Annotated in this window: 12 protein-coding genes; 7 read left to right on the top strand and 5 right to left on the bottom strand. The window is 69.5% G+C overall.

Annotated elements, in window-relative coordinates; translation table 11 throughout:
* Positions 1–26: 26 nt before the first annotated feature.
* The 5 genes from ACIPQB_RS07670 to iolG all read right to left on the bottom strand — a co-directional run bounded on the left by ACIPQB_RS07670 (position 27) and on the right by iolG (position 7997).
* Positions 27–3065, bottom strand: coding sequence for a TonB-dependent receptor (locus ACIPQB_RS07670; RefSeq protein ID WP_446484609.1), 3039 nt, complete (start codon positions 3063–3065; stop codon positions 27–29).
* 234 nt (positions 3066–3299) lie between these two features.
* A complete protein-coding gene (locus ACIPQB_RS07665; RefSeq protein ID WP_446484608.1) occupies positions 3300–4694 on the bottom strand; it encodes a family 4 glycosyl hydrolase in 1395 nt (464 codons plus the stop codon).
* Entirely contained in the window at positions 4672–5616 is a 945-nt protein-coding gene (locus ACIPQB_RS07660; RefSeq protein ID WP_446484607.1) for a carbohydrate kinase family protein, read from the bottom strand. Before ACIPQB_RS07660 ends, ACIPQB_RS07665 begins: the two co-directional genes overlap by 23 nt.
* Positions 5617–5618: 2 nt before the next feature.
* Entirely contained in the window at positions 5619–7010 is a 1392-nt protein-coding gene (locus tag ACIPQB_RS07655; RefSeq protein WP_446484606.1) for an APC family permease, read from the bottom strand.
* Between the two features lie 3 nt (positions 7011–7013).
* Positions 7014–7997: an inositol 2-dehydrogenase gene (iolG, locus tag ACIPQB_RS07650; RefSeq protein WP_446484605.1), complete on the bottom strand. Its 984-nt coding sequence runs from the start codon at positions 7995–7997 to the stop codon at positions 7014–7016.
* A gap of 196 nt (positions 7998–8193) precedes the next feature.
* On the opposite strand from iolG, the gene ACIPQB_RS07645 reads away from it, so the two are divergent.
* The 7 genes from ACIPQB_RS07645 (at position 8194) to ACIPQB_RS07615 (ending at position 19660) form a co-directional block, all read left to right on the top strand.
* Positions 8194–9048 carry a MurR/RpiR family transcriptional regulator gene (locus ACIPQB_RS07645; protein WP_446484604.1) on the top strand — a complete coding sequence of 285 codons (855 nt, stop codon included), beginning with the start codon at positions 8194–8196 and terminating at the stop codon, positions 9046–9048.
* A gap of 132 nt (positions 9049–9180) precedes the next feature.
* Positions 9181–11142, top strand: a complete 1962-nt coding sequence (locus ACIPQB_RS07640) for a bifunctional 5-dehydro-2-deoxygluconokinase/5-dehydro-2-deoxyphosphogluconate aldolase (RefSeq protein WP_446484603.1) — start codon at positions 9181–9183, stop codon at positions 11140–11142.
* Entirely contained in the window at positions 11139–12980 is a 1842-nt protein-coding gene (gene iolD, locus ACIPQB_RS07635; RefSeq protein WP_446484602.1) for a 3D-(3,5/4)-trihydroxycyclohexane-1,2-dione acylhydrolase (decyclizing), read from the top strand. Before ACIPQB_RS07640 ends, iolD begins: the two co-directional genes overlap by 4 nt.
* Positions 12977–13882 carry a myo-inosose-2 dehydratase gene (iolE, locus tag ACIPQB_RS07630; RefSeq protein ID WP_446484601.1) on the top strand — a complete coding sequence of 302 codons (906 nt, stop codon included), beginning with the start codon at positions 12977–12979 and terminating at the stop codon, positions 13880–13882. Before iolD ends, iolE begins: the two co-directional genes overlap by 4 nt.
* Complete coding sequence (iolB, locus tag ACIPQB_RS07625; protein WP_446484600.1) at positions 13879–14694, top strand: 5-deoxy-glucuronate isomerase; 816 nt, start codon at positions 13879–13881, stop codon at positions 14692–14694. Before iolE ends, iolB begins: the two co-directional genes overlap by 4 nt.
* A gap of 5 nt (positions 14695–14699) precedes the next feature.
* Entirely contained in the window at positions 14700–17561 is a 2862-nt protein-coding gene (galA, locus tag ACIPQB_RS07620) for a beta-galactosidase GalA (RefSeq protein WP_446484599.1), read from the top strand.
* A complete protein-coding gene (locus ACIPQB_RS07615) occupies positions 17558–19660 on the top strand; it encodes an alpha-L-fucosidase (RefSeq protein ID WP_446484598.1) in 2103 nt (700 codons plus the stop codon). The genes galA and ACIPQB_RS07615 overlap by 4 nt, the downstream gene beginning before the upstream one ends.
* Positions 19661–19669 lie beyond the last annotated feature (9 nt).

Genomic DNA, 19669 nt, shown 5'->3' with positions numbered 1-19669 from the left:
TCGGGGGGGACCCGGGATGGCGGGCGTCAGAACTTGTATTTCACCGACGCCAGAACGGTTCGGCCGGAGTCGATGACGTCGGAGATCGCCAGGGTGTCCTCGCCGATGTGCGACCAGTAGCTGTAGCCGCCCAGCAGGTTGGCCACCGACAGGTCGAAGCGGACGTCGCCGAACTCGTAGCCGGCGTGGAGGTCGACCCGGCTGACCGGCCGGACCCACAGGTCGTCCCACGAGCCGTTCTTGCCCAGCTTGTCGTACTCGGCGACGTAGGCGCTCGAATAGTGATAGAGGACGTCCAGCGAGAAGCCGCCCTTGGCGTAGTAGATCCCGGCGTTGCCGGTGATGTCGGGCGCGTTCTGGATCCGCTCGTCACGTCCCCAGTCGGTGCCGATGTCCACCTTGGACGACTGGAACGTCACGTTGCCGCCGATCGAGATTCCGTCGAACGGCGCGGGCATGCCCGAAAGGCGCTGCTGGCCTTCCAGCTCCAGGCCCAGGATCTTGCCGTCGCCGCCGTTGCGCGGCTGGCTGGTCAGGGTCGCCCCGCTGGTCAAGGGGTCGGCGTTCACATAGCCGGTGCCGCTGTCGTAGAGGTAGTGGCTCAGGCGCTTGTAGAACAGGCCGGCGCTGTAGAAGCCGCCGCTATCGGTGGTCCAGGTCCCGCTGACGTCGAAATTGATCGCCTCGATCGGCTTCAGGTCCGGATTGCCCTTGCGCACCGTGGTCGTGCCGCTCGACGGATCGAAGCTGGTCGACGAGCTGCCGCCCAACTGGAAGAACGGCGGCCGCGTGTAGCTGGTCCAGATCGAGGCGCGATAGACGGTCGCCGAGGTCGGCCGGTAGTTGAAGAAGATGCTGGGCAGGAATTCGGAGAAGTCGGACTTATTAGACGCGAATTGCTCGGGCCCTCGCACCCAGTAGGTGTTGTGGATCTTGGCCGACTCGTAGCGGGCGCCGGGGATGATCTCCCAAACGTCGTTGCCGAACTTCGCCGAGATGTAGGCCGCCGCGACGTCCTCGGTGCCCGACAGGGTGTTGCAGTTGTAGTTGGTGGTCACGCCCTCCGGCGTGCTGCCGGAGGTGCAGACGTCGCTGGCCGCGTCGAGCTGGGCCTGGGTGGCGGTCAGGGCGTGGAAGCGGCGGTCGAGTTCGGAGTGGACGATGATCGGGATCGGATAGTCATAGTGGCCGGGGAAGCCCGGATAGTAGCCCGACAGGATCGCCGTATCGGCCGCGAAGCTGGCCGCCGGCGAGGGTTCGTTGACGGTGTAGTCGCGGTTGCTGACGTTGCGCTTGCTGCTGACGTACTTGGCGCCGAAATTGATTTCCTTCAGCAGGGCGCCGGCGGCGAAGTCATAGCCGGCGTCGAACCGCCCGCCGTACTTCTTCTGGTCGCTCATCCCCGAGGTCAGCTCGTAGCAGCAGGGGCCCGGCATGGTGCCCGGGTTCTCGGCGGAGAACTGCATGCCCGGCGTCAGATGCGCGACCGGCAGGTTGTCGCGATAGGTGACCAGGGTCGCCGCGCCATAGGGGCTGGCGCCGCTGCTCGACGAACCGGTCGGGATCGAGGTGGTCCACAGTTCCAGGTGGTCGGGGCGGTCGTTGCGGCCGAACGAATAGAAGACGCTGGGCTCGATATGCCAGGAGCCGAAGGCCTTGCGGGCCCCAAGCTCCACCGTGCTGAGCACCGCCGTCTCCGGGTTGGTCTCGTACCAGAGGCGGTTGGACACCGACGGGATCAGGGTCTGGTAGAGACCCGCGCCCGCGGCGACATAGCCGGGCAGGACCGTGCCTTCGGAGTCGACCGGGGCCGTACCTTCGTTACGCACCGTGCCCTCGCCGACGATCTGGTTGAGGATCGAGTTCTGGGTGGTGTCGTCGTGCGCATAGGTGAAGTGCGCGTAGTAGCTGGAGTCGGCGTCCGGCCTCCAGTCGAGCGAGGCGGTGCCGCCCCAGAGCTTGGTCTGGCCGCTGGACACCCCGACGTTGAAGCCCGCCAGGATCAGGTCATCGATCGGGTTCATGCTGGCGGGAATGTTGCCGCTGGCGTCGACATAGGACAGCGCATAGGCGCGGTCGCCGCCGGCGGCCTCCATGACGCCGCCGAGCTCGGAGTTGGCGTAGTTGCGCCGGTTGTAATAGCCGCTGACATAGACGCCGAAATTCTCGTCCGGACCGAACTTGCGCGAGAAGTCGGCCGTCGCGCCGTAACCCTTGTCCTTGGCGTGCAGGGCGTGGGCCTGGCTTTCGTAGTTGCCGCTCAACGAAATCGAACCGGTCTGCTTGGCGGCGAAATCGAAGGCGGTCGGCGTGCGGAAGTCGATGGTGCCGCCGATCGCGTCCCCGTCCATGTCGGCCGTGGAGGTCTTGTTGAGGATGACGGTCTGCAGGCCGGACGGCGGGATCAGGTTGAGCTGGACGCCGCGCGAATAGGGCTGCGCGGTGGCCACTTCGACGCCGTTGATCAGGTTGACGTTATATTCCGCGTTCATCGAGCGGATCGAGACGTACTGGCCTTCGCCGCGCGAGGCGCCGTCAATGCCGCCGATAAAGGAGTTGCCGGTCATCATCACGTTGACGCTGGGCATCAGGCCCAGCACCTCGGCGGCGTTATGCACGGCCGTGTGCTGGAGGTCGGATTCCGACAGCACCGAGATCGCCTGGGCCGCCTTGAGCTGGGCCTGGCGGGCGCTGAACCGGTTGCTGACGACGACGATCTCGTCGAGGGTCGGGCGAGCCACAAACTCGACCGACGCCGCGCCGGTGGTCGGTACGCGCAGGGTCGCCGCGCCGATGTCATAGCCTCGCGCATAGGCTTCGACATTGTACTGGCCCGCCGGCACGCCGCTGAGGACGAAGGTCCCGTCGGCGCCGGTGGTGGCCTTGAACGGCAAGCCCGGTATGTCGACCGTGGCCCCGGCCAGCGGCCCGCTGGTGCCCGCGTCCTTGACCTTCCCGGAAATGTCCCCGGCCCAGGCCCCCGTCGCGGCGAGCACGCCGCAGACGCTGAGCGCCGTCAGGGCCGATGCGTTGAGAAGGGCCCTCCGTCCGATGAAACCCGCCATGTTCCCCACCTTCCTAGTTGCATGCCGCTCTTGCGGCTCGGCCCAAGCCCCTGCCGGCCTGTTGAGAAATTTGGAACATAATTTGCATTTTGTCTATAAATGATAATGTCGTTTCATAAATCAGACCAGAACGCTCGGAACCTATGCATGGTCGCGCCGCAACACCCTGATTTCACGAACGAAACGCCCTCATAAAGTTCACTGCGGGGCACGCCCTCCCCGCCTCTCCGCGGATCAGCAATGGATGCAGGTCGGGTCGAGCAGGTCGCGGATCAGCGGATCGGTCGCCTCCCAGTCCTGGATGGCGGGATGGAGCAGGAAGGCCTTTCTCTGCCGCAGCCGGGCCAGGGGCTCGATCGGCGGGGTCAGGGCCGCCTTGATGGCGGCGCGCTCATAGGCCTTGATGGCGGTGACCAGCCCGCGCGTCTCGTCGGGCAGTTCGCCCAGCGGCTCGGGGAAGACCCCCGCCCGGCTGACCGCGCAGGTGGTTTCGATGACGTCGTCATCGGCCAGGTCGGCCAGGGCCCCGCGGTTGCGGGTGTTGACGATCAGCCGGGCCGGCGTCTCGGAACTGAGGGCGCGGATGACGTCCATGGCGATGATGTGATAGCCGCTGGCGACGCGGAACGGGTCGATGTCGAACGTCGCCTCGGCGTCGAAGGCCGAACCGCCGCTGGCTTCGAGCCGCATGTAGGAGCCCGAGCGGCGGTTCAGATAGGCCGCGTAGGCCTCGACCGCGGCGGCGCCGTCGCCAGCCCGCAGATGGCCGTCGAGGGTCTGCAGCAGCTCGGTGTTGAGCTTGTCCACCTCCGCGCCGCGGCTGCCGCCGTGGGCGACCTGGTTGGCCAGGGCCTTGCGCCGGCAATAGTAGAAATAAAGGTATTCGGTCGGGATCAGGCCGAGCTGGCGGATCATCTCCGGGTCGAAGATCGGCGCCGAATAGGCCTGGGCCAGAATGGCGTCGTCGGCGAGCACCCGGGCGGTGACGTCTTCGCCGTTCAGGCTGATCTTCCGCAGCCAGCCCAGGTGGTTGAGCCCGACATATTCGCAGCGCACCGCCTCGGCGCTCGCGCCCAGGGCGCGGGTGATGTTGTGGATCAGCTCGATCGGCGTGTCGCAGATGCCCACCACCTTGGCCGCGGTGTGGGTGGAGATCGCCTGGGTGACCAGGCCGGCCGGATTGGTGAAGGAGACGATCCACGCCTCGGGGTTCAGCTTTTCGACCAGCCGCGCCTGTTCCAGGACCACCGGCACGGTGCGCAGGGCCATGGCCGCGCCGGCCGGGCCCGTCGTTTCCTGGCCGGGATAGCCGTTCTTGATGCTGGCCAGCTCGTCGGCGGCGCGCGAACGGATGCCGCCGACCCGGATCGAGTTGAGCACGAAGGCGCAGCCCTCGATGGCCTCCTCGATGCGCGCGGCCACGGTGATCTTCAGGTCGCCGCCCTCGCGCGCGACGATCGCGCGACCCAGCTGCGCCATCAGCTGCACGCGGGCGGTGTCGGGGTCGTAGAGCACGACCTCCGAGATGCCCAGCGTGCGCGACAGGTCGTTCAGGCCGAAAATCACCAGCGGCGTGCGGATGCCGCCGCCGCCGATCAGCGAAACCCTAAGGGACGGAAGCGTGGTCATGAACGGCCTTTACGTCGTCTGAAGTCGGCAGGGCGCTGAGGGCGCCGGCGGCGCGGGTCGACAGGGCGCCGACGACGCAGGCCCGGCCGAGCCGCTGCGCCAGCGGGACGCCGTCCAACAGGGCGTCAATGAAGCCGGCGTCGAAGGCGTCGCCGGCCCCGGTGGTGTCGAGCGCCGCAACGGCCGGCGGCTGGGCCCGGTCGCGCCGCCCGCCCTCCTCGGCCGCGGCGCCGCGCGCCCCCAGCTTCAGCAGCGGACGGACCAGGCCCAGCCGCGCGGCGTGGGCGAAGAAGGCCTCCTCGCCCGGCGCGCCGCACCACAGCTCGGCCTCTTTCTCATTGGGCAGGAAGTGGTCGATCTGGGCCAGGGTCGCCGTATTGGCCGGGTCCGCCAGCCAGTCGGGCTGATAGCCGACGTCGAGCGAGGTCGTGCAGCCGGCGCGCCTGAGGACCGGCAACAGCCGCTCGGCCACGGCGCGGGGCAGCGGCAGGGCGAAGTGGACGTGGCGCGCGCCGGCCAGTTCGGCGGCGGTCTCGGCGGTCGCCAGGGCGGCCGCCAGCTCGCGATTGACGCCCAGGTGGGTGAAGAACGACCGGTCCTCGCGGGTGGAGACGCTGAGGGTCACGCCGGTCACGCCGTCGGCGACGAGGCGCAGGCCGTCGGCGGCGACGCCGAAGCCCGCCAGGCGCTGGCCGATCCACGGCGCGTCGGCCGCGCCGATCAGGCCGATCAGCCGCACCGAACGGCCCAGCCGGGCCAGGCCGCAGGCGGTGGTCGCCGCCCCCCCGCCGAGCTCGCGGGTATAGTCGTCGGTGACGATCTCGACGCCGGGCGCCGGCCAGGCCTCGAAGCCGGAAAAGACGTGGTCGACATAGAGCTCGCCGACCACCGCGACGTCATGGCTCTTGCTGGACGCCCGCATGGTCAGGCCCCGGCCGGCTGGACGATCGGGACGGCGAACGGCCATTCCTTGCGGCGGTGGGCGAGCAGCAGGAAGATCAGGCTGCCGACCGCGAACAGCACCACGCCCAGGCCGATGTAGATCAGCTTGCTGGTGGTGACGATGTAGATCCAGCCGGCCAGGGCCAGCAGGGCCGGCAGCGGGAACAGCGGCATCCTGTAGGGCATGCCGATTTCCTTGAGCGCCTTGCGCCGGACGATGACCCCGATGCACTGCACGCTGTACTGGAACAGGGTCTGGATGACGATCAGCACCTCGATCAGGGCGTCGAGCCGGACCAGGCAGCACACGGCCGAGGCCACGCCCATGAACACCAGCGACACCGTCGGGAAATGCCCCTTCGGGTGCAGGGCGGCGAAGGGCTTGAAGAACCGTCCCTCGGCGGCGGCGGCGTAGGGCACGCGCGAATAGCCCAGCAGCACCACATAGATCGAGCCCCAGCCGGCGATCATGATCAGGCCTGCGACGATGACCCCGCCGGTACGCCCGTAGAGGGCGTGCATGAAGTCGGCGACGACAGCCTTGGAGGCCACGACCTCGCGCCAGGGCATGGTGCCCAGGATCGACAGGTTGAGCCCGATATAGAGCAGGGCGATCAGGATGATGGAGGCGATGATCGAGTTCGGAATGTTGCGCTGCGGGTTCTTCACCTCGCCGCCCAGGCGGCAGACATTGGCGTAGCCGCCGCAGTCGTAGATCGCGATCAGCGTCGTCGTGCCCAGGCCGGCGAAGAAGCCGGTGTGCAGGGTGAAGGCCCCCGGCGGGAAGTCGAACGCCCGCGCGGCGTGGAAGTGGAAGACGCCGGACAGGATGATCCAGGCCAGGGCGCCGATGACGATCAAGGTGGTGACCTGGGAGATGCGCTGCACCGAGCGGATGTCGCGATAGAGCAGCGCCGTGCTGACCAGGCAAAGCACCGCGGCCACGCCGATCAGGGCGCCGTGGCTGAGCGAGGGAAAGATGTAGCTGGCGTAGTTGGTCAGGCCGACCGCCCCGGCCGCGACGTTGAGCGGACCGTTGACCAGGGTCTGCCAGAGCAGCAGGAAGGCCAGCATGTTGCCCAGGCCCCGCTCGCCGAACAGCCGCTTGAGATAGACGTAGGAGCCGCCGGAATCGGGCATGGCCGCGCCCAGCTCGGCCCAGACCAGGCCGTCGCACAGCGAGATGAAGGCGCCCAGCACCCAGCCGAGCAGGGCCTGCGGCCCGCCCATCGCCCCCAGGGCCAGGGGAATGGTGATGAAGGGCCCGATCCCGACCATGTTGAGAATGTTGGTCGACAAGGCGCCCCAGAAGCCGATGGCGCGGTCCGGCGCGACGCGGCCGGGCAGATCGGCGGGCTGAGGGCTGGCGGACACCGGCTACACCTTCACGCTTTGGCCGCTGCGCGCCGAGGCGTCGGCCGCCTCGGCCAGCTCCAGCGCCCTCACCCCGTCGCGATAGCCGACCGCGGGCGGGCTGCGCCCGGCGATCACCTCGACGAAGTGGTCGAGTTCGGCGCGATAGGCCTGTGCGTAGCGGTCGAGGAAGAAGTTCTGAAAGCGGTCGGCCTGGGCGCCTTCGCCGCCCCAGTGCGACACCGTGCTCTCCAGCACGTTGTCGGCCCTCAGCAGCCCGCCCGCGCCATAGGCCTCGATGCGCTGGTCGTAGCCGTAGCCGGAACGGCGCGAGTTGCTGATCACGCAGATTTTGCCGGAGGCGGTCTTCAGGATGGTCTTGGCGGTGTCGACATCGCCGGCCGCGCCGATGGCCGGATCGACCAGGCAGGCGGTGCTGGCGAACACCTCCACCGGCTCCTCATCGAGCAGGAAGCGGGCCATGTCGAAATCGTGGATCGCCATGTCCTTGAACAGGCCGCCCGAGGTCCTGACGTACTCCGCCGGCGGCGGCGCCGGGTCGTGGCTGATGATCAGCAGCGATTCGAGCGCGCCGATCCGGCCGGCCAGCAGCTGCTGCTTCAGGCCGGCGAAATGGCGGTCGAAGCGGCGGTTGAAGCCCAGCACCAGCGGCTGGCCGCCGCCCAGGGCGCCCTCGGCGGCGCGGGCCTTGGCCAGGTCGAGGTCCAGCGGCTTTTCGCACAGCACCGCCTTGCCGGCGGCGATGGCCGCCGCGGCCTGGGCGAGGTGCTGCTGGGTCGGGCTGGCGATGATGACCCCGCGGATCCGGGGATCGCCGATCACCGCCTCGAACGAAAGAACCGCCGCCCCGGTCTCTGCCGCGACCTCCGCCGCCGTCATGGCGACCGGATCGGACACGCCCGCCAGGACGAGTTCCGGGTGCGCGGCGACGTTGCGGGCATGGATCCGCCCGATGCGTCCGGCGCCGATTACCGCTATGGGAAACATCCGGACTCCAGCAAGATCTTACCGTTCAGGTCGGCGTCGATTTGGAAAGAATATTCCAAATTATGTCAATGTGGAATTTGCAACACTTTTGCATTTGACGGCGGCATGATTTGGTCTAGGGCTTGGCATGGCGAGCCGTCGTGGCGCCGAGCCCTCCGCCAGGACATTATCGCCTATATGATAAGCGGACCCATGCATGACGGCGCCTCCCGAAACTGCTGAAGCGCTGCGCGCCCAGATCCTCGAAGTCTATGACGGTCTCAGCAAGCGCATGAAGCAAGTTGCGCGCTACGTGCTGGACCAGCCCGACGACCTGGCCTTCGAGACCCTGTCCCTGGTCTCGCAGCGCTCGGGCGTGCAACCCTCGGCGGTGGTCCGCTTCGCCAAGAGCCTGGGCTTTTCCGGCGCCAACCAGATGCAGCGGCTGATTCGCGAGGACCTGCTTTCGCGGCGGGTCGACCTGGCCTATGGCGAGCGGGTCCGGCAGTTCGCCCGCGCCCGCAGCGCCGCCGACGACGACGCCGGCATTCTGGCCGAGCACGCCGACGCCGATACGCTGGCCCTGGCCAACCTGAAGGAAGCGATCAGCGAGGAGACCCTCAATCGCGCCGTCGACCGCCTCGAACAGGCCGACACCATCTATGTGGCCGGCGCCCGGCGCTCGTTTCCGGTGGCCTCGTACCTGGCCTATTCGTTCCAGCAGATCGGCAAGAAGACCGTGTTCATCGACGGGGTCGGCGGCTTCCACGCCCAGGCCGCCCGGACCCTGACCCCGGACGACCTGCTGCTGGCCGTCAGCTACCACGCCTATGCCGAGGAGACGATCGCCTGCGCCCGGATCGCCGCCGAGCGCGGCGCGCCGATCCTGGCCATCACCGATTCCGCGGTCAGCCCGCTGGCGACCCTGGCCAGCGAGGTGCTTCTGGTGCGCGAAGCCGAGGTGCGCAACTTCCGCTCGCTCGCCGTTTCCCTGTGCCTGGCCCAGAGCCTGGTCATCGCCTACGCCTTCCGCGTTACCGCCCGCCCGCCCGAGGAAGGCAAGGGCGGCTAGCCCTCCCCCTTGTCGGCGACGCAGCGCCGAGCGCCGTTCCACGCTTCGTTATGAAATGGTAATTGCATTTTGAGAACGAATGGAATTTAGTTTCCAACTGTACGACGGTTGCGGGCAAGTTGGGGTCCATGCGTGGTTGAGCGAAACGAGAGTCAGGCGCGCGCCCCGGGCGGCGACGCGGCGGGGCAGGCGCCGAAGCTGGACCTGATCGGTCTGGGCCGGGCGGGCGTGGATCTCTACGGCCAGCAGATCGGCGGCCGCCTCGAGAACATGTCGACCTTCGCCAAATATGTCGGCGGCTCGCCGACCAATACGGTGATCGGCGCGGCCCGCCTGGGCCTGAAGGTCGGGCTGATCTCCCGGGTCGGCGACGACCATATGGGCCGCTTCATCCTGCAATCGCTCGAGCAGGAAGGCGTCGACGCCCGCGGCGTCCGTCTCGATCCCGACCGCCTGACCGCCCTGGTGATCCTGGGCATCCTGGAGCCCGAGGTCTGCCCGCTGATCTTCTACCGCGAGAACTGCGCCGACATGGCGCTGACCCCGGCCGAGATTGACGCGGACTGGCTGCAGGGGGCCGGGACCGTGCTGCTCAGCGGCACCCACCTGTCGCGCGACAATGTCTATGCCACCTCGCTGCGCGCGGCGCAGCTCGCCAAGGCCGCCGGCCGCAAGGTCGCCCTCGACATAGACTACCGCCCGGTGCTGTGGGGCCTGACCGCCCGGGACCAGGGCGAAAACCGCTTCGTCGCCGCCGAGGCGGTGACCCGGACCATGATGACCATCGCCTCGCTGTGCGACCTGATCGTCGGCACCGAGGAAGAGATCTGCATCATGGGCGGCGCCGACACCGTCGCCGAGTCGCTGCGCGCGATCCGCGCCGCCACCCCGGCCGTCATCGTCTGCAAGCAGGGCGCGCGCGGCTGCGCCATCTTCGACGGCCCGATCGTCGACGACGGCCTCCAGGTCCAGGGCTTCGCCATCGACCTGCTGAACGTGCTGGGCGCGGGCGACGCGTTCTGCGCGGGCTTCCTGAGCGGCTGGCTGCGGGGCGAGGACCTGCAGGCCTGCGGGCGCCGCGCCAACGCCTGCGGCGCCCTGGTCGCCTCGCGCCATCCCTGCGGCCCGGCCATGCCCACCCAGGCCGAGCTGGACATCTTCATGAACGCCGGGCGCTGGCCGATCGACGCGGCCACCCGCGACGCTCTCGACCATCTCAACTGGGTCGAGCGCCGCCGCCGCCACTATGACGTGCTCAACGTGCTGGCCATCGACCACCGCGTCCAGCTGGAGCAACTGGCGCAGGAGCAAGGGGCCGAGCCCGGCCGCATCGCCCAGTTCAAACGCCTGGCCCTAAAGGCCGTCGACGCCGCGGCGGCGGGCGACGGCTCGTTCGGCGTGCTGCTCGACGGGCGGCTGGGCGAGGACGCCCTGGTCGAGGCCGCGGCCTATCCCTACTGGATCGGGCGGGCGATCGAGGTTCCCAAATCGCGCCCGATCACGTTCGAGTCCTCGGCCGATGTCGGCATGGAGATCGCCACCTGGCCCGCCAACCACGTGGTCAAGTGCCTGGTCTCCTACCATCCCGACGATCCCGAGCCCCTGAGGTCCGAGCAGGAGCGGCAGTTGCTGCGGCTGCAGGACGCCTGCCGCAAGACCGACCACGAACTGCTGCTCGAGGTGATCCCGCCGGCCGAGATGCCGGCCGACGACACCACCCTCGGCCGGGCCCTGGCGCGGCTCTATTCCATCGGCGTCCGCCCGGATTGGTGGAAACTGGAGCCGCAGCTCAACGTGGGGAGCTGGGCGCTGGTGCAGGCGACGATCGAAGCCCATGATCCCCATTGCCGCGGCGTCCTGCTGCTGGGGCTCAATGCGCCCGAGGCCGATCTGGTGCGGGGGTTTGGAGTCGCGGCGCGGTTCCCCTGCATCAAGGGCTTCGCCGTCGGGCGCACCCTGTTCCAGGAGACCGCCATGCTCTGGTTCGCCAATGCGATCACCGACGATGAGGCCGTGGACCGTCTGTCGCAGAAATTCCAGGTGCTGATCGACGCCTGGCGCGCGGCCCTCAAGGCGGAGGAGCGCGCGGCGTGAGCAGCCTGCGGCTGACGACAGCCCAAGCCCTGGTGCGCTATCTCACGCATCAGCACGTCGCGTGCGACGGCGTGGAAACGCCGTTCTTCGCCGGCGTCTGGGCGATCTTCGGGCACGGCAATGTCGCGGGCCTGGGCGAGGCCCTCTCCGCCGCCCGCCAGGCCTTGCCGACCTACCGGGCCCACAACGAGCAGGCCATGGCCCACGCCGCCATCGCCTTCGCCAAGCAGGCCAAACGGCGGCGCGCCATGGCCTGCACCACCTCGATCGGTCCGGGGGCGACCAACATGGTGACCGCCGCGGCCCTGGCCCACGTCAACCGCCTGCCCGTCCTGTTCCTGCCGGGCGACGTCTACGCCAGCCGCCGCCCCGATCCGGTGCTGCAGCAGATCGAGGATCCCGCCGACGGGACGGTTTCGGCCAACGACTGCTTCCGGCCGGTGTCGCGCTATTTCGACCGCATCACCCGTCCCGAGCAGATCCTCAAGGCGCTGCCGCGGGCCATGACGGTGCTGCTCGATCCGGGCGATTGCGGCCCGGTGACCCTGAGCCTGTGCCAGGACGTGCAGGCCGAGAGCTTCGATTTTCCGGAGCGCTTCTTCGACAAGCAGGTCTGGCGCATCCGCGCGCCGCCGCCCGATCCGCATGAGATCGCCGACCTGGCGGCGGCCCTGCACGAGTCGGCCGCGCCGCTGCTGGTGCTCGGCGGCGGCGTGAAATATTCCGGGGCGGAGGACGCGACGGCGGCCCTGGCCCTGGCGCGGCGGCTGCCGTTCGCCGAGACCCAGGCCGGAAAGGGCGCGATCGCCTGGGACCATCCCAACAACCTGGGCGGCGTCGGGGTCACCGGCACGAGCGCGGCCAACGACGCGGCCCGCACCGCCGACCTGATCATCGGCGTCGGCACGCGGTTGCAGGACTTCACCACCGGCTCGGCCGCCCTGTTCGATCCTCGGGCGCGGATCGTGCAGATCAACGCCAACCGCCACGACGCGGCCAAGTTCGGGGCCCTGTCGGTGACCGCCGACGCGGGCGCGGCCCTGTCGGCGCTGTCGGAGCGGCTCGGCGACTGGCGCGCGCCCGAGGCCTGGCTCAACAGGTTGCAGGAGGCCAAGGCCGGCTGGGGCGAGGTGACCGACGCCGCCTTCGCGGCCGACGACGCCGGGCCCTCCGACGCCCCCCCTTCCGACGCCCAGGTGCTGGGGGCCCTGCAGCGCGCCCTGCCCGCCGACGCCGTCGTCATGGCCGCCGCCGGCGGGCTGCCCGGGGAGTTGCACAAGCTGTGGCGCACGCGGGCGGCGGGCGGCTACCACGTCGAGTACGGCTATTCGTGCATGGGCTACGAGATCGCCGGCGCCCTCGGCGTCAAGATGGCCGAGCCCCAGCGCGAGGTCTGCGCCCTGGTCGGCGACGGCAGCTACCTGATGCTCAATTCCGAGATCGCCACCTCGGTGATGCTGGGCCTGAAGCTGATCATCGTCGTACTCGACAATGGCGGCTTCGGCTGCATCGATCGCCTGCAGCGGGCGAGCGGCGGCGAAGGCTTCAACAACCTGCTCGCCGACTGCCTGCACGTCGAACTGCCGGCCATCGACTTCGCCGCCCACGCCCGCGCGCTCGGCGCCGAGGCCGAGCAGGTCGACACCGTCCAGGACCTCGAGGCCGCCGTGCAGCGGGCGCGCGCCGCGACCCAAACCCGCGTGATCGTGATCCGCACCGACCCCCGCCGCGCCACCCAGGCCGGCGGCGCCTGGTGGGACGTGGCGGTCGGGGCGGAGACGGCGCGCGGCGCCTATGAAGACAGGCTCGCGCAGATCAGGAAGGACGGGCGGCCATGACCATCGAATTCGGCGTGAGCCCGATCGCCTGGATCAACGACGACATGCCCGAACTGGGTGCCGACACCGCCTTGCAGGACGTGCTGCGCGACATTTCCGAGCTGGGCTTTTCCGGCGTCGAGCTGGGCGGGCGGTTTCCCAAGGACCCCGCCGAACTGCGGCCGCTGCTCGACGGCTTCGACCTGAAGCTGGTGGGCGGCTGGTACAGCGCCTCGCTGCTGACGCGCACGGCCGACGAGGAGATCGCCGCCCTGCAGCCGCACCTGGCGCTGCTGAAGGCGATGGGCTGCCGGGTGTTCATCATCGCCGAGACCAGCAACGCCATTCACGGCGACCGCGCCATGCCGCTGGCGCAGAGGCCGCGCCTGGCGCCGGACCAGTGGGACGCGTTCGGCCAGCGCCTGAGCGCCGTCGCCGACCATGTGGCCGGCCACGGCCTGGCCCTAGCCTATCACCACCACCTGGGCACCGTGGTCGAGGACGCCGATGACCTGAACGCCTTCATCGCCGCGACCAGCGACGCGGTGGGCCTGACCCTGGACACCGGCCACGCCGTGCTGGGCGGGATCGATCCGCTGGCGGTGATCGAGACCTGGCCGGAACGCATCCGGCATTTTCACTGCAAGGACGTCCGCCGCGAGGTGTTCGCCCAGGTCGCCGCCCGGGGCGACAGCTTCCTGGACGGCGTGCTGGCCGGCATGTTCACCGTCCCCGGCGACGGCGAGATCGACTACGGCCCCCTGATGCGCGCCCTGCGTCGCCAGGACTATGAAGGCTGGGTCATCCTCGAGGCCGAGCAGGACCCCGCCAAGGCCGACCCGCGCGCCTATGCCGAGCTCGGCCTTGGGACCCTGAAACGGCAAGCCCTGGCCTCGGGCCTGGCGCCGGGAGCGGGCGGATGAGCCGGCTGCGCGTGCGCCCCGCCCCGCCCGATGCGGCGGGGGTGGTCCTGGACGTGACGCCGCAGTCGGCGGGCTGGTCGCATGTCGGCTTCCGGGTGCTGAAGCTGTCGGCCGGCGCGACCTACGCCGCCTGCGAGCCGGCTCGCGAGACCTGCGTCGTCGTGCTGGCCGGGACGGCGGACATCACCGCCGGGGGCGAAACCTTCGCAGCGGTCGGCGGGCGCCTGCGGGTGTTCGACGACACCCCGCCGGGCGCGGTCTATGTTCCGCCGCAAACCGAGTTCCGGATCGAGGCCTCCGGCGACGCCGAGATCGCCCTCTGCACCGCGCCGGGCGCGTCCGGCTTCTCGCCGCGCTTGATCCCGGGCGAGGCGATGACCCGGGAAGTGCGCGGCGCAGGGGCCAACACCCGGCATGTCCGCAACATCCTGCCCCAGGACGCGCCGGCCCACAGCCTGCTGGTGGTCGAGGTGCTGACCCCCGGCGGCCACTGGTCGAGCTATCCGCCGCACAAGCACGACACGGCCGGCGAGGGCGAGACGGCGCTGGAAGAGACCTATTATCACCGCCTCGACCCGCCCCAGGGCTTCGCGTTCCAGCGGGTCTATACCGACGACCGCAGCCTGGACGAAACCGTCAGCGTCGAGGACGGCGACGTCGTCATGGTGCCCCGCGGCTACCACCCCGTCGGCGCCCCGTTCGGCTACGACCTCTACTATTTGAACGTGATGGCCGGGCCGAAGCGCGAATGGAGGTTCCGCAACGACCCGGCCCACGACTGGATCGTCAAGCCCAAGCCCGCAGGCGGGTGAGCGCCATGCCTCCGCCGCTGGACCGCCGCGCCTTCCTGCTGACCACGACCGGCGCGGCCGCGGCCCTGGCGCTTCCGGGGGCCAGGGTCTTCGGCGCCGAACCCGCGCCTTCGCCCTCGCCGCGCCAGGACCTGCTGCTCGACAAGGGCTGGCGCTTCCACGAGGGCGACATCCCCTTCCCCGAGATTCTGACCCAGGACGGCTCCTACGACAACGCCAAGGCCGGCAAGGCCTCGGGGGCCGCCGCCGCCGGCTATGACGATTCCGAATGGCCGACCGTCACCCTGCCGCACGACTTCGTCAGCTTCCAGCCGATCGAGCCAAACGCCAACCGCGCCCAGGGCTACCGCCGGCGCGGCCTGGCCTGGTACCGCAACACCCTTCGCTTCGCGCCCGAGGACGAGGGCAAGCATATCGAGCTGGAGATCGGCGCCGCGGCGACCTTCGCCACCGTCTGGTTCAACGGCACGATCGTGGCCCGCAACTTCAGCGGCTACAACGCTATTCGCATCGACCTGACCCCCTTCGCCCGCTACGGCGAGAACGCCAACAGCCTGGCCATCCGCGTCGACGCTCAGGCCATGGAGGGCTGGTGGTACGAGGGCGGCGGGCTCTATCGCGACGTCCGGATCCTCAAGCGCCAGGCGGTGCATATCGCCACCGACGGCGTCTACGCCAACCCGGTCAAGGGCGAGCGTGGCTGGACGGTCCCCGTGGAGGTGACGGTCGCCAGCATCGCCGCCGCCGACCGGCCGGTGACGGTCATGACCGAGCTGCGCGACCCGGCCGGCGTCGTGGTCGCCGCGCAGAGCGTGGGCCTGGCCGTCCCGGCCCTGGATTCCGCCGTCGCCCGGCTGACCCTCGACGTCGCCGCGCCGCGGCTGTGGAGCATCGCTGCGCCCGCGCTCTACACCGTCCGCACCCGGCTGATGGACGGCGAGGCCTGCCTCGACGAGGTCGCCACGCCCTGCGGCTTCCGCACGATCCGCTTCGACGCGGCCCGCGGCCTGCTGCTGAACGATGCGCCGGTCAAGGTGCAGGGCGTCTGCCTGCACCAGGACCACGCCGGAGTCGGGGTCGCCATCCCGGACGCGATCTGGGCGTTCCGCATTCGCCGGCTCAAGGAGCTCGGCTGCAACGCGATCCGCTGCTCGCACAACGCCCCCTCCCCGGTGCTGCTGGACCTCTGCGACCGCTACGGCCTGCTGGTGATGGACGAGAACCGGCAGTTCAACCCGACGCCAGAGTACATGGCGCAGCTGGAATGGATGGTGCAGCGCGACCGCAACCATCCCAGCGTCTTCCTGTGGTCGGTGTTCAACGAGGAACCGATGCAGGGCAGCGCGGCCGGCCGCGAAATGGTCCGGCGCATGGTCCATGCGGTCAAGGCCCTCGACCGGACCCGGCCGGTGACGGCGGCGATGAACAGCGGCTATTTCGAGCCGGCCAATGTTTCCCAGGCCGTCGACGTGGTCGGCTTCAACTACAACCACCAGAGCTACGACGCCTTCCACGCCGCCCATCCGGACCTGCCGATGATCTCGTCGGAGGACACCTCGGCCTTCATGACCCGCGGCGACTACGCCAGCGATCCGGGCCGCCACGTCCTCGACAGCTATGACGACCAGATCGGCATCGACACGCACCGCGCGGCCTGGAGGGCGATCGCTGAGCGCGACTTCGTGGCCGGCGGCTTCGTCTGGACCGGCTTCGACTATCATGGCGAGCCCTCGCCCAGCGGCTGGCCGACCAACAGCTCGCAGTTCGGGATCATGGACCTGTGCGGCTTCGACAAGGCCGCCTTCTACATCCACCAGGCCCAGTGGGTGAAGGACCGGCCGGTGCTGTGGCTGGTCCCGCACTGGAACTGGGCCGGCCGCGAGGGCCAGCCGATCAAGGTCATGGCGATGAGCAATCTCGACGAGGTCGAGGTGCGGCTCAACGGCATGTCGCAGGGTCGCCAGCGCGTCGACCCGTTCGAGATGAACAGCTGGTCGGTGGCCTATGCGCCCGGCACGCTGGAGGCGGTGGGCTATCGCGCCGGCGCCGTCGCGGCGCGGACCCGGGTGCAGACCACCGGCGAGGCCGCGGCGCTGAAGGTCACTTCCGATCGGGTCCGGGCCCGGGGCGACGGACGCGACGCCGTGGCGTTCCGGATCGAGGCCGCCGACGCCCAGGGCCGTCCGCATCCGCTCGCCAAGCCGCTCGCGCGCTTCGCCGTCGAGGGCGGCGAGATCATCGGCCTGGGCAATGGCGATCCCAACTGTCTCGACCCGGAGAAGGGCGACCGGCGGGCGCTCTATAACGGCCTGGCCCAGGTGATCGTCCGTCCCCGCGAGGGCTTCTCCGGCGACCTGGTCCTGACGGCCAGCGCCGAGGGGCTGCGGCCCGGTCGCGGCGTCGTGCGGGTCGTCGCGGCGGCGCCGCCGCCCCGCCAGGCGGCGGGGCCCTCCTTCATGCTGCTGGACTGGTGGTACCAGGCGCCGGCCACGCCCCGCTACGAGGACGCCCTGGCCAAGCGCCACGACAACCTGCTGCAATGGCCCGATTTCGGCGGCCGCGGCCTGCTCGATCCCCTGCCCGCCGACGGCTACTGCCTGTGCTCGGCCCAGTTCACGCCGCACGCCCGCATGCAGGCCCAGGGCGGCGTGGTCGACTTCTTCCGCGTGGTCGGCGCCTGCGAGGTGTTCGACGGCGATGACCTGATCGCCCGCAAGTCCGAGCCCGCCGAGGGGCCGCTGACCGCCGCCCTGCCGCCGAAGCCGGGCCCGCGGCGGCTCAATGTCGTGTTCCACGTCGTCGCCGGCCAGCCGTTCGGCTTCCGCAAGGACGTCACCGTCAAGCTCAGGCCGGGGGACCAGCGATGATCGATCCGATGGACGGCGCCCTGTCGCGGCGCGACGTGATGGTGTCGGCGCTGGCGGTCCCGATGGCGCCCCAGGCGTTCGCCGCCCCCCTGAGCCCAAGACCCTATGGCGCTGTCCCCTCCCCGCGGCAGATGGCGTGGCAGCGGCGCGAGGTCGTCGGCTTTGTCCACTTCACCGTCAACACCTTCACCGACCGGGAATGGGGGCTCGGCGACGAAGACCCCGCGGTGTTCAACCCGACCGACCTCGACGCCGACCAGATCGTCGCCGCGTTCAAGGGCGGCGGGATCGGCCAGATCGTCCTGACCGCCAAGCACCACGACGGCTTCTGCCTATGGCCCAGCCCGCTGACCGAACATTCGGTCAGGAACAGTCCGTTCCGGAACGGCAAGGGCGACGTGGTTGGGGAAATGGCGGCCGCCTGCGCCCGCGGCGGGGTGAAATTCGGGCTCTACCTGTCGCCGTGGGATCGCAATCACGCCGAATATGGCCGAGCGGCCTATGTCGAATATTATCATCGCCAGCTGCACGACCTGCTCACCCGCTATGGCCAGCTTTCCGAGATCTGGTTCGACGGCGCCAATGGCGGCGAGGGCTATTACGGCGGCGCCTGCGAAACCCGCCACATCGACGCTCGCACCTATTACGGCTGGCCGGAGATCTACCGCCTCGTGCGCGAGCATCAGCCCCAGGCGGTGATGTTCGCCGACGCCGACACCGACGTGCGCTGGGTCGGCAACGAGGACGGCGTGGCCGGCGATCCATGCTGGCCGACCATGGGCCGCGCGCCGTACACGCCGCGCCTGGGAAACGCCGGCGTCCGCGGCGGGGCGCTGTGGAATCCCGCCGAAGCCGACACCTCGATCCGGCGCAGCTGGTTCTGGCACGCCGACGAAGACGAGCAGGTGCGCTCGCCCGCGAATTTGCTGCGCACCTATCTGAGTTCGGCGGGGCGCGGCGCCAATCTGATGCTCAACGCTCCGGCCAATCAGCAGGGGCGGATCGCCGAACAGGATGTCGCCGCGCTGCAAGGGTTCCGCGCCATCCTGGACCAAACCTATGGCCGCAATCTCAATCAAGGCGCGGTCGTCGCCGCCAGCAGCAGCTTCGGGCCTGGCTTCGAGCCCGAAGCCCTATTGCGGGCGGATGGCGCCTGGGCCGCACGTGAGGACGATCGCGCCGGCGCTTGGTTGCAACTTGATTTGCCCGCGCCGGTCACCTTCGATCTGATCCGGCTGCGCGAGGCGATCGAATTGGGGGCGCGCGTCGACGCGTTCGCGATCGAAGCCTGGACGAACGGCGGATGGCGGCAGATCGCTCGCAAGACATGCATCGCCTCCCAGCGCCTCATTCGTCTGGATCAGCCGGCGACAGCGCAAAAAGTGCGGGTGCGGATCTTGTCGGCGGCGGCCTCGCCGGTGCTGACGGAATTCAGCCTCTATCGCTTGCCCGAACTCATCGACGATCCGGTGATCAGCCGGGACGATCGCGGCTGGGTGACGATCACGGCGCTTGGCGAGGATCTGGAGATCCGCTACACGCTCGGCTCCGATCCGCCGCACGCCGAGACGCGCCTCTATGCCGGCGCCTTCGATCTGTCCCGCGGCGGCGTCGTTCGCGCGACCGCGGTGCGGCCGACGACGGGCGCCCGCAGCGCGACGGTCATGGCCAGTTTCGAGATCTTGAAGTCCGATTGGCGCATCGTTTCCGCCAACGGTGAAAACGCCAAGGCGCTTCTCGACCAGCGCCCGACCTGGGACGGGGACACCTTCATCGGGGCCGACGGCCAGGCGACGGAGATCGTGATCGACATGGGCCACACCCACGATGTCGCCGGTGTCGCGCTTAGTCGGGGACAGTGGCTCCCCTACGGGGCCGGCCCGCCGGAAAGCTGTGAGGTCTGGATCGCTGAGGCGCTCGGCGCGTGGGGCGAACCCGCCGTGACGGCGGCGCTGGATGCGATGGCGGGCCGCCGCGCCTGGATCAAGACGCCCTTCGCAGCGCCGGCGCGCGGCCGCTACCTGCGTCTGAGACTTTCCCGAGCCGCTGGCGGCAAGAGCAAGATCGGACTCTTTCGCGTCAGCGTTATGCCGGTCTGAACGCGAGGG

This window comes from Caulobacter sp. LARHSG274 (assembly GCF_052871235.1).
This window is presented reverse-complemented; position numbering and strand designations above follow the sequence as displayed.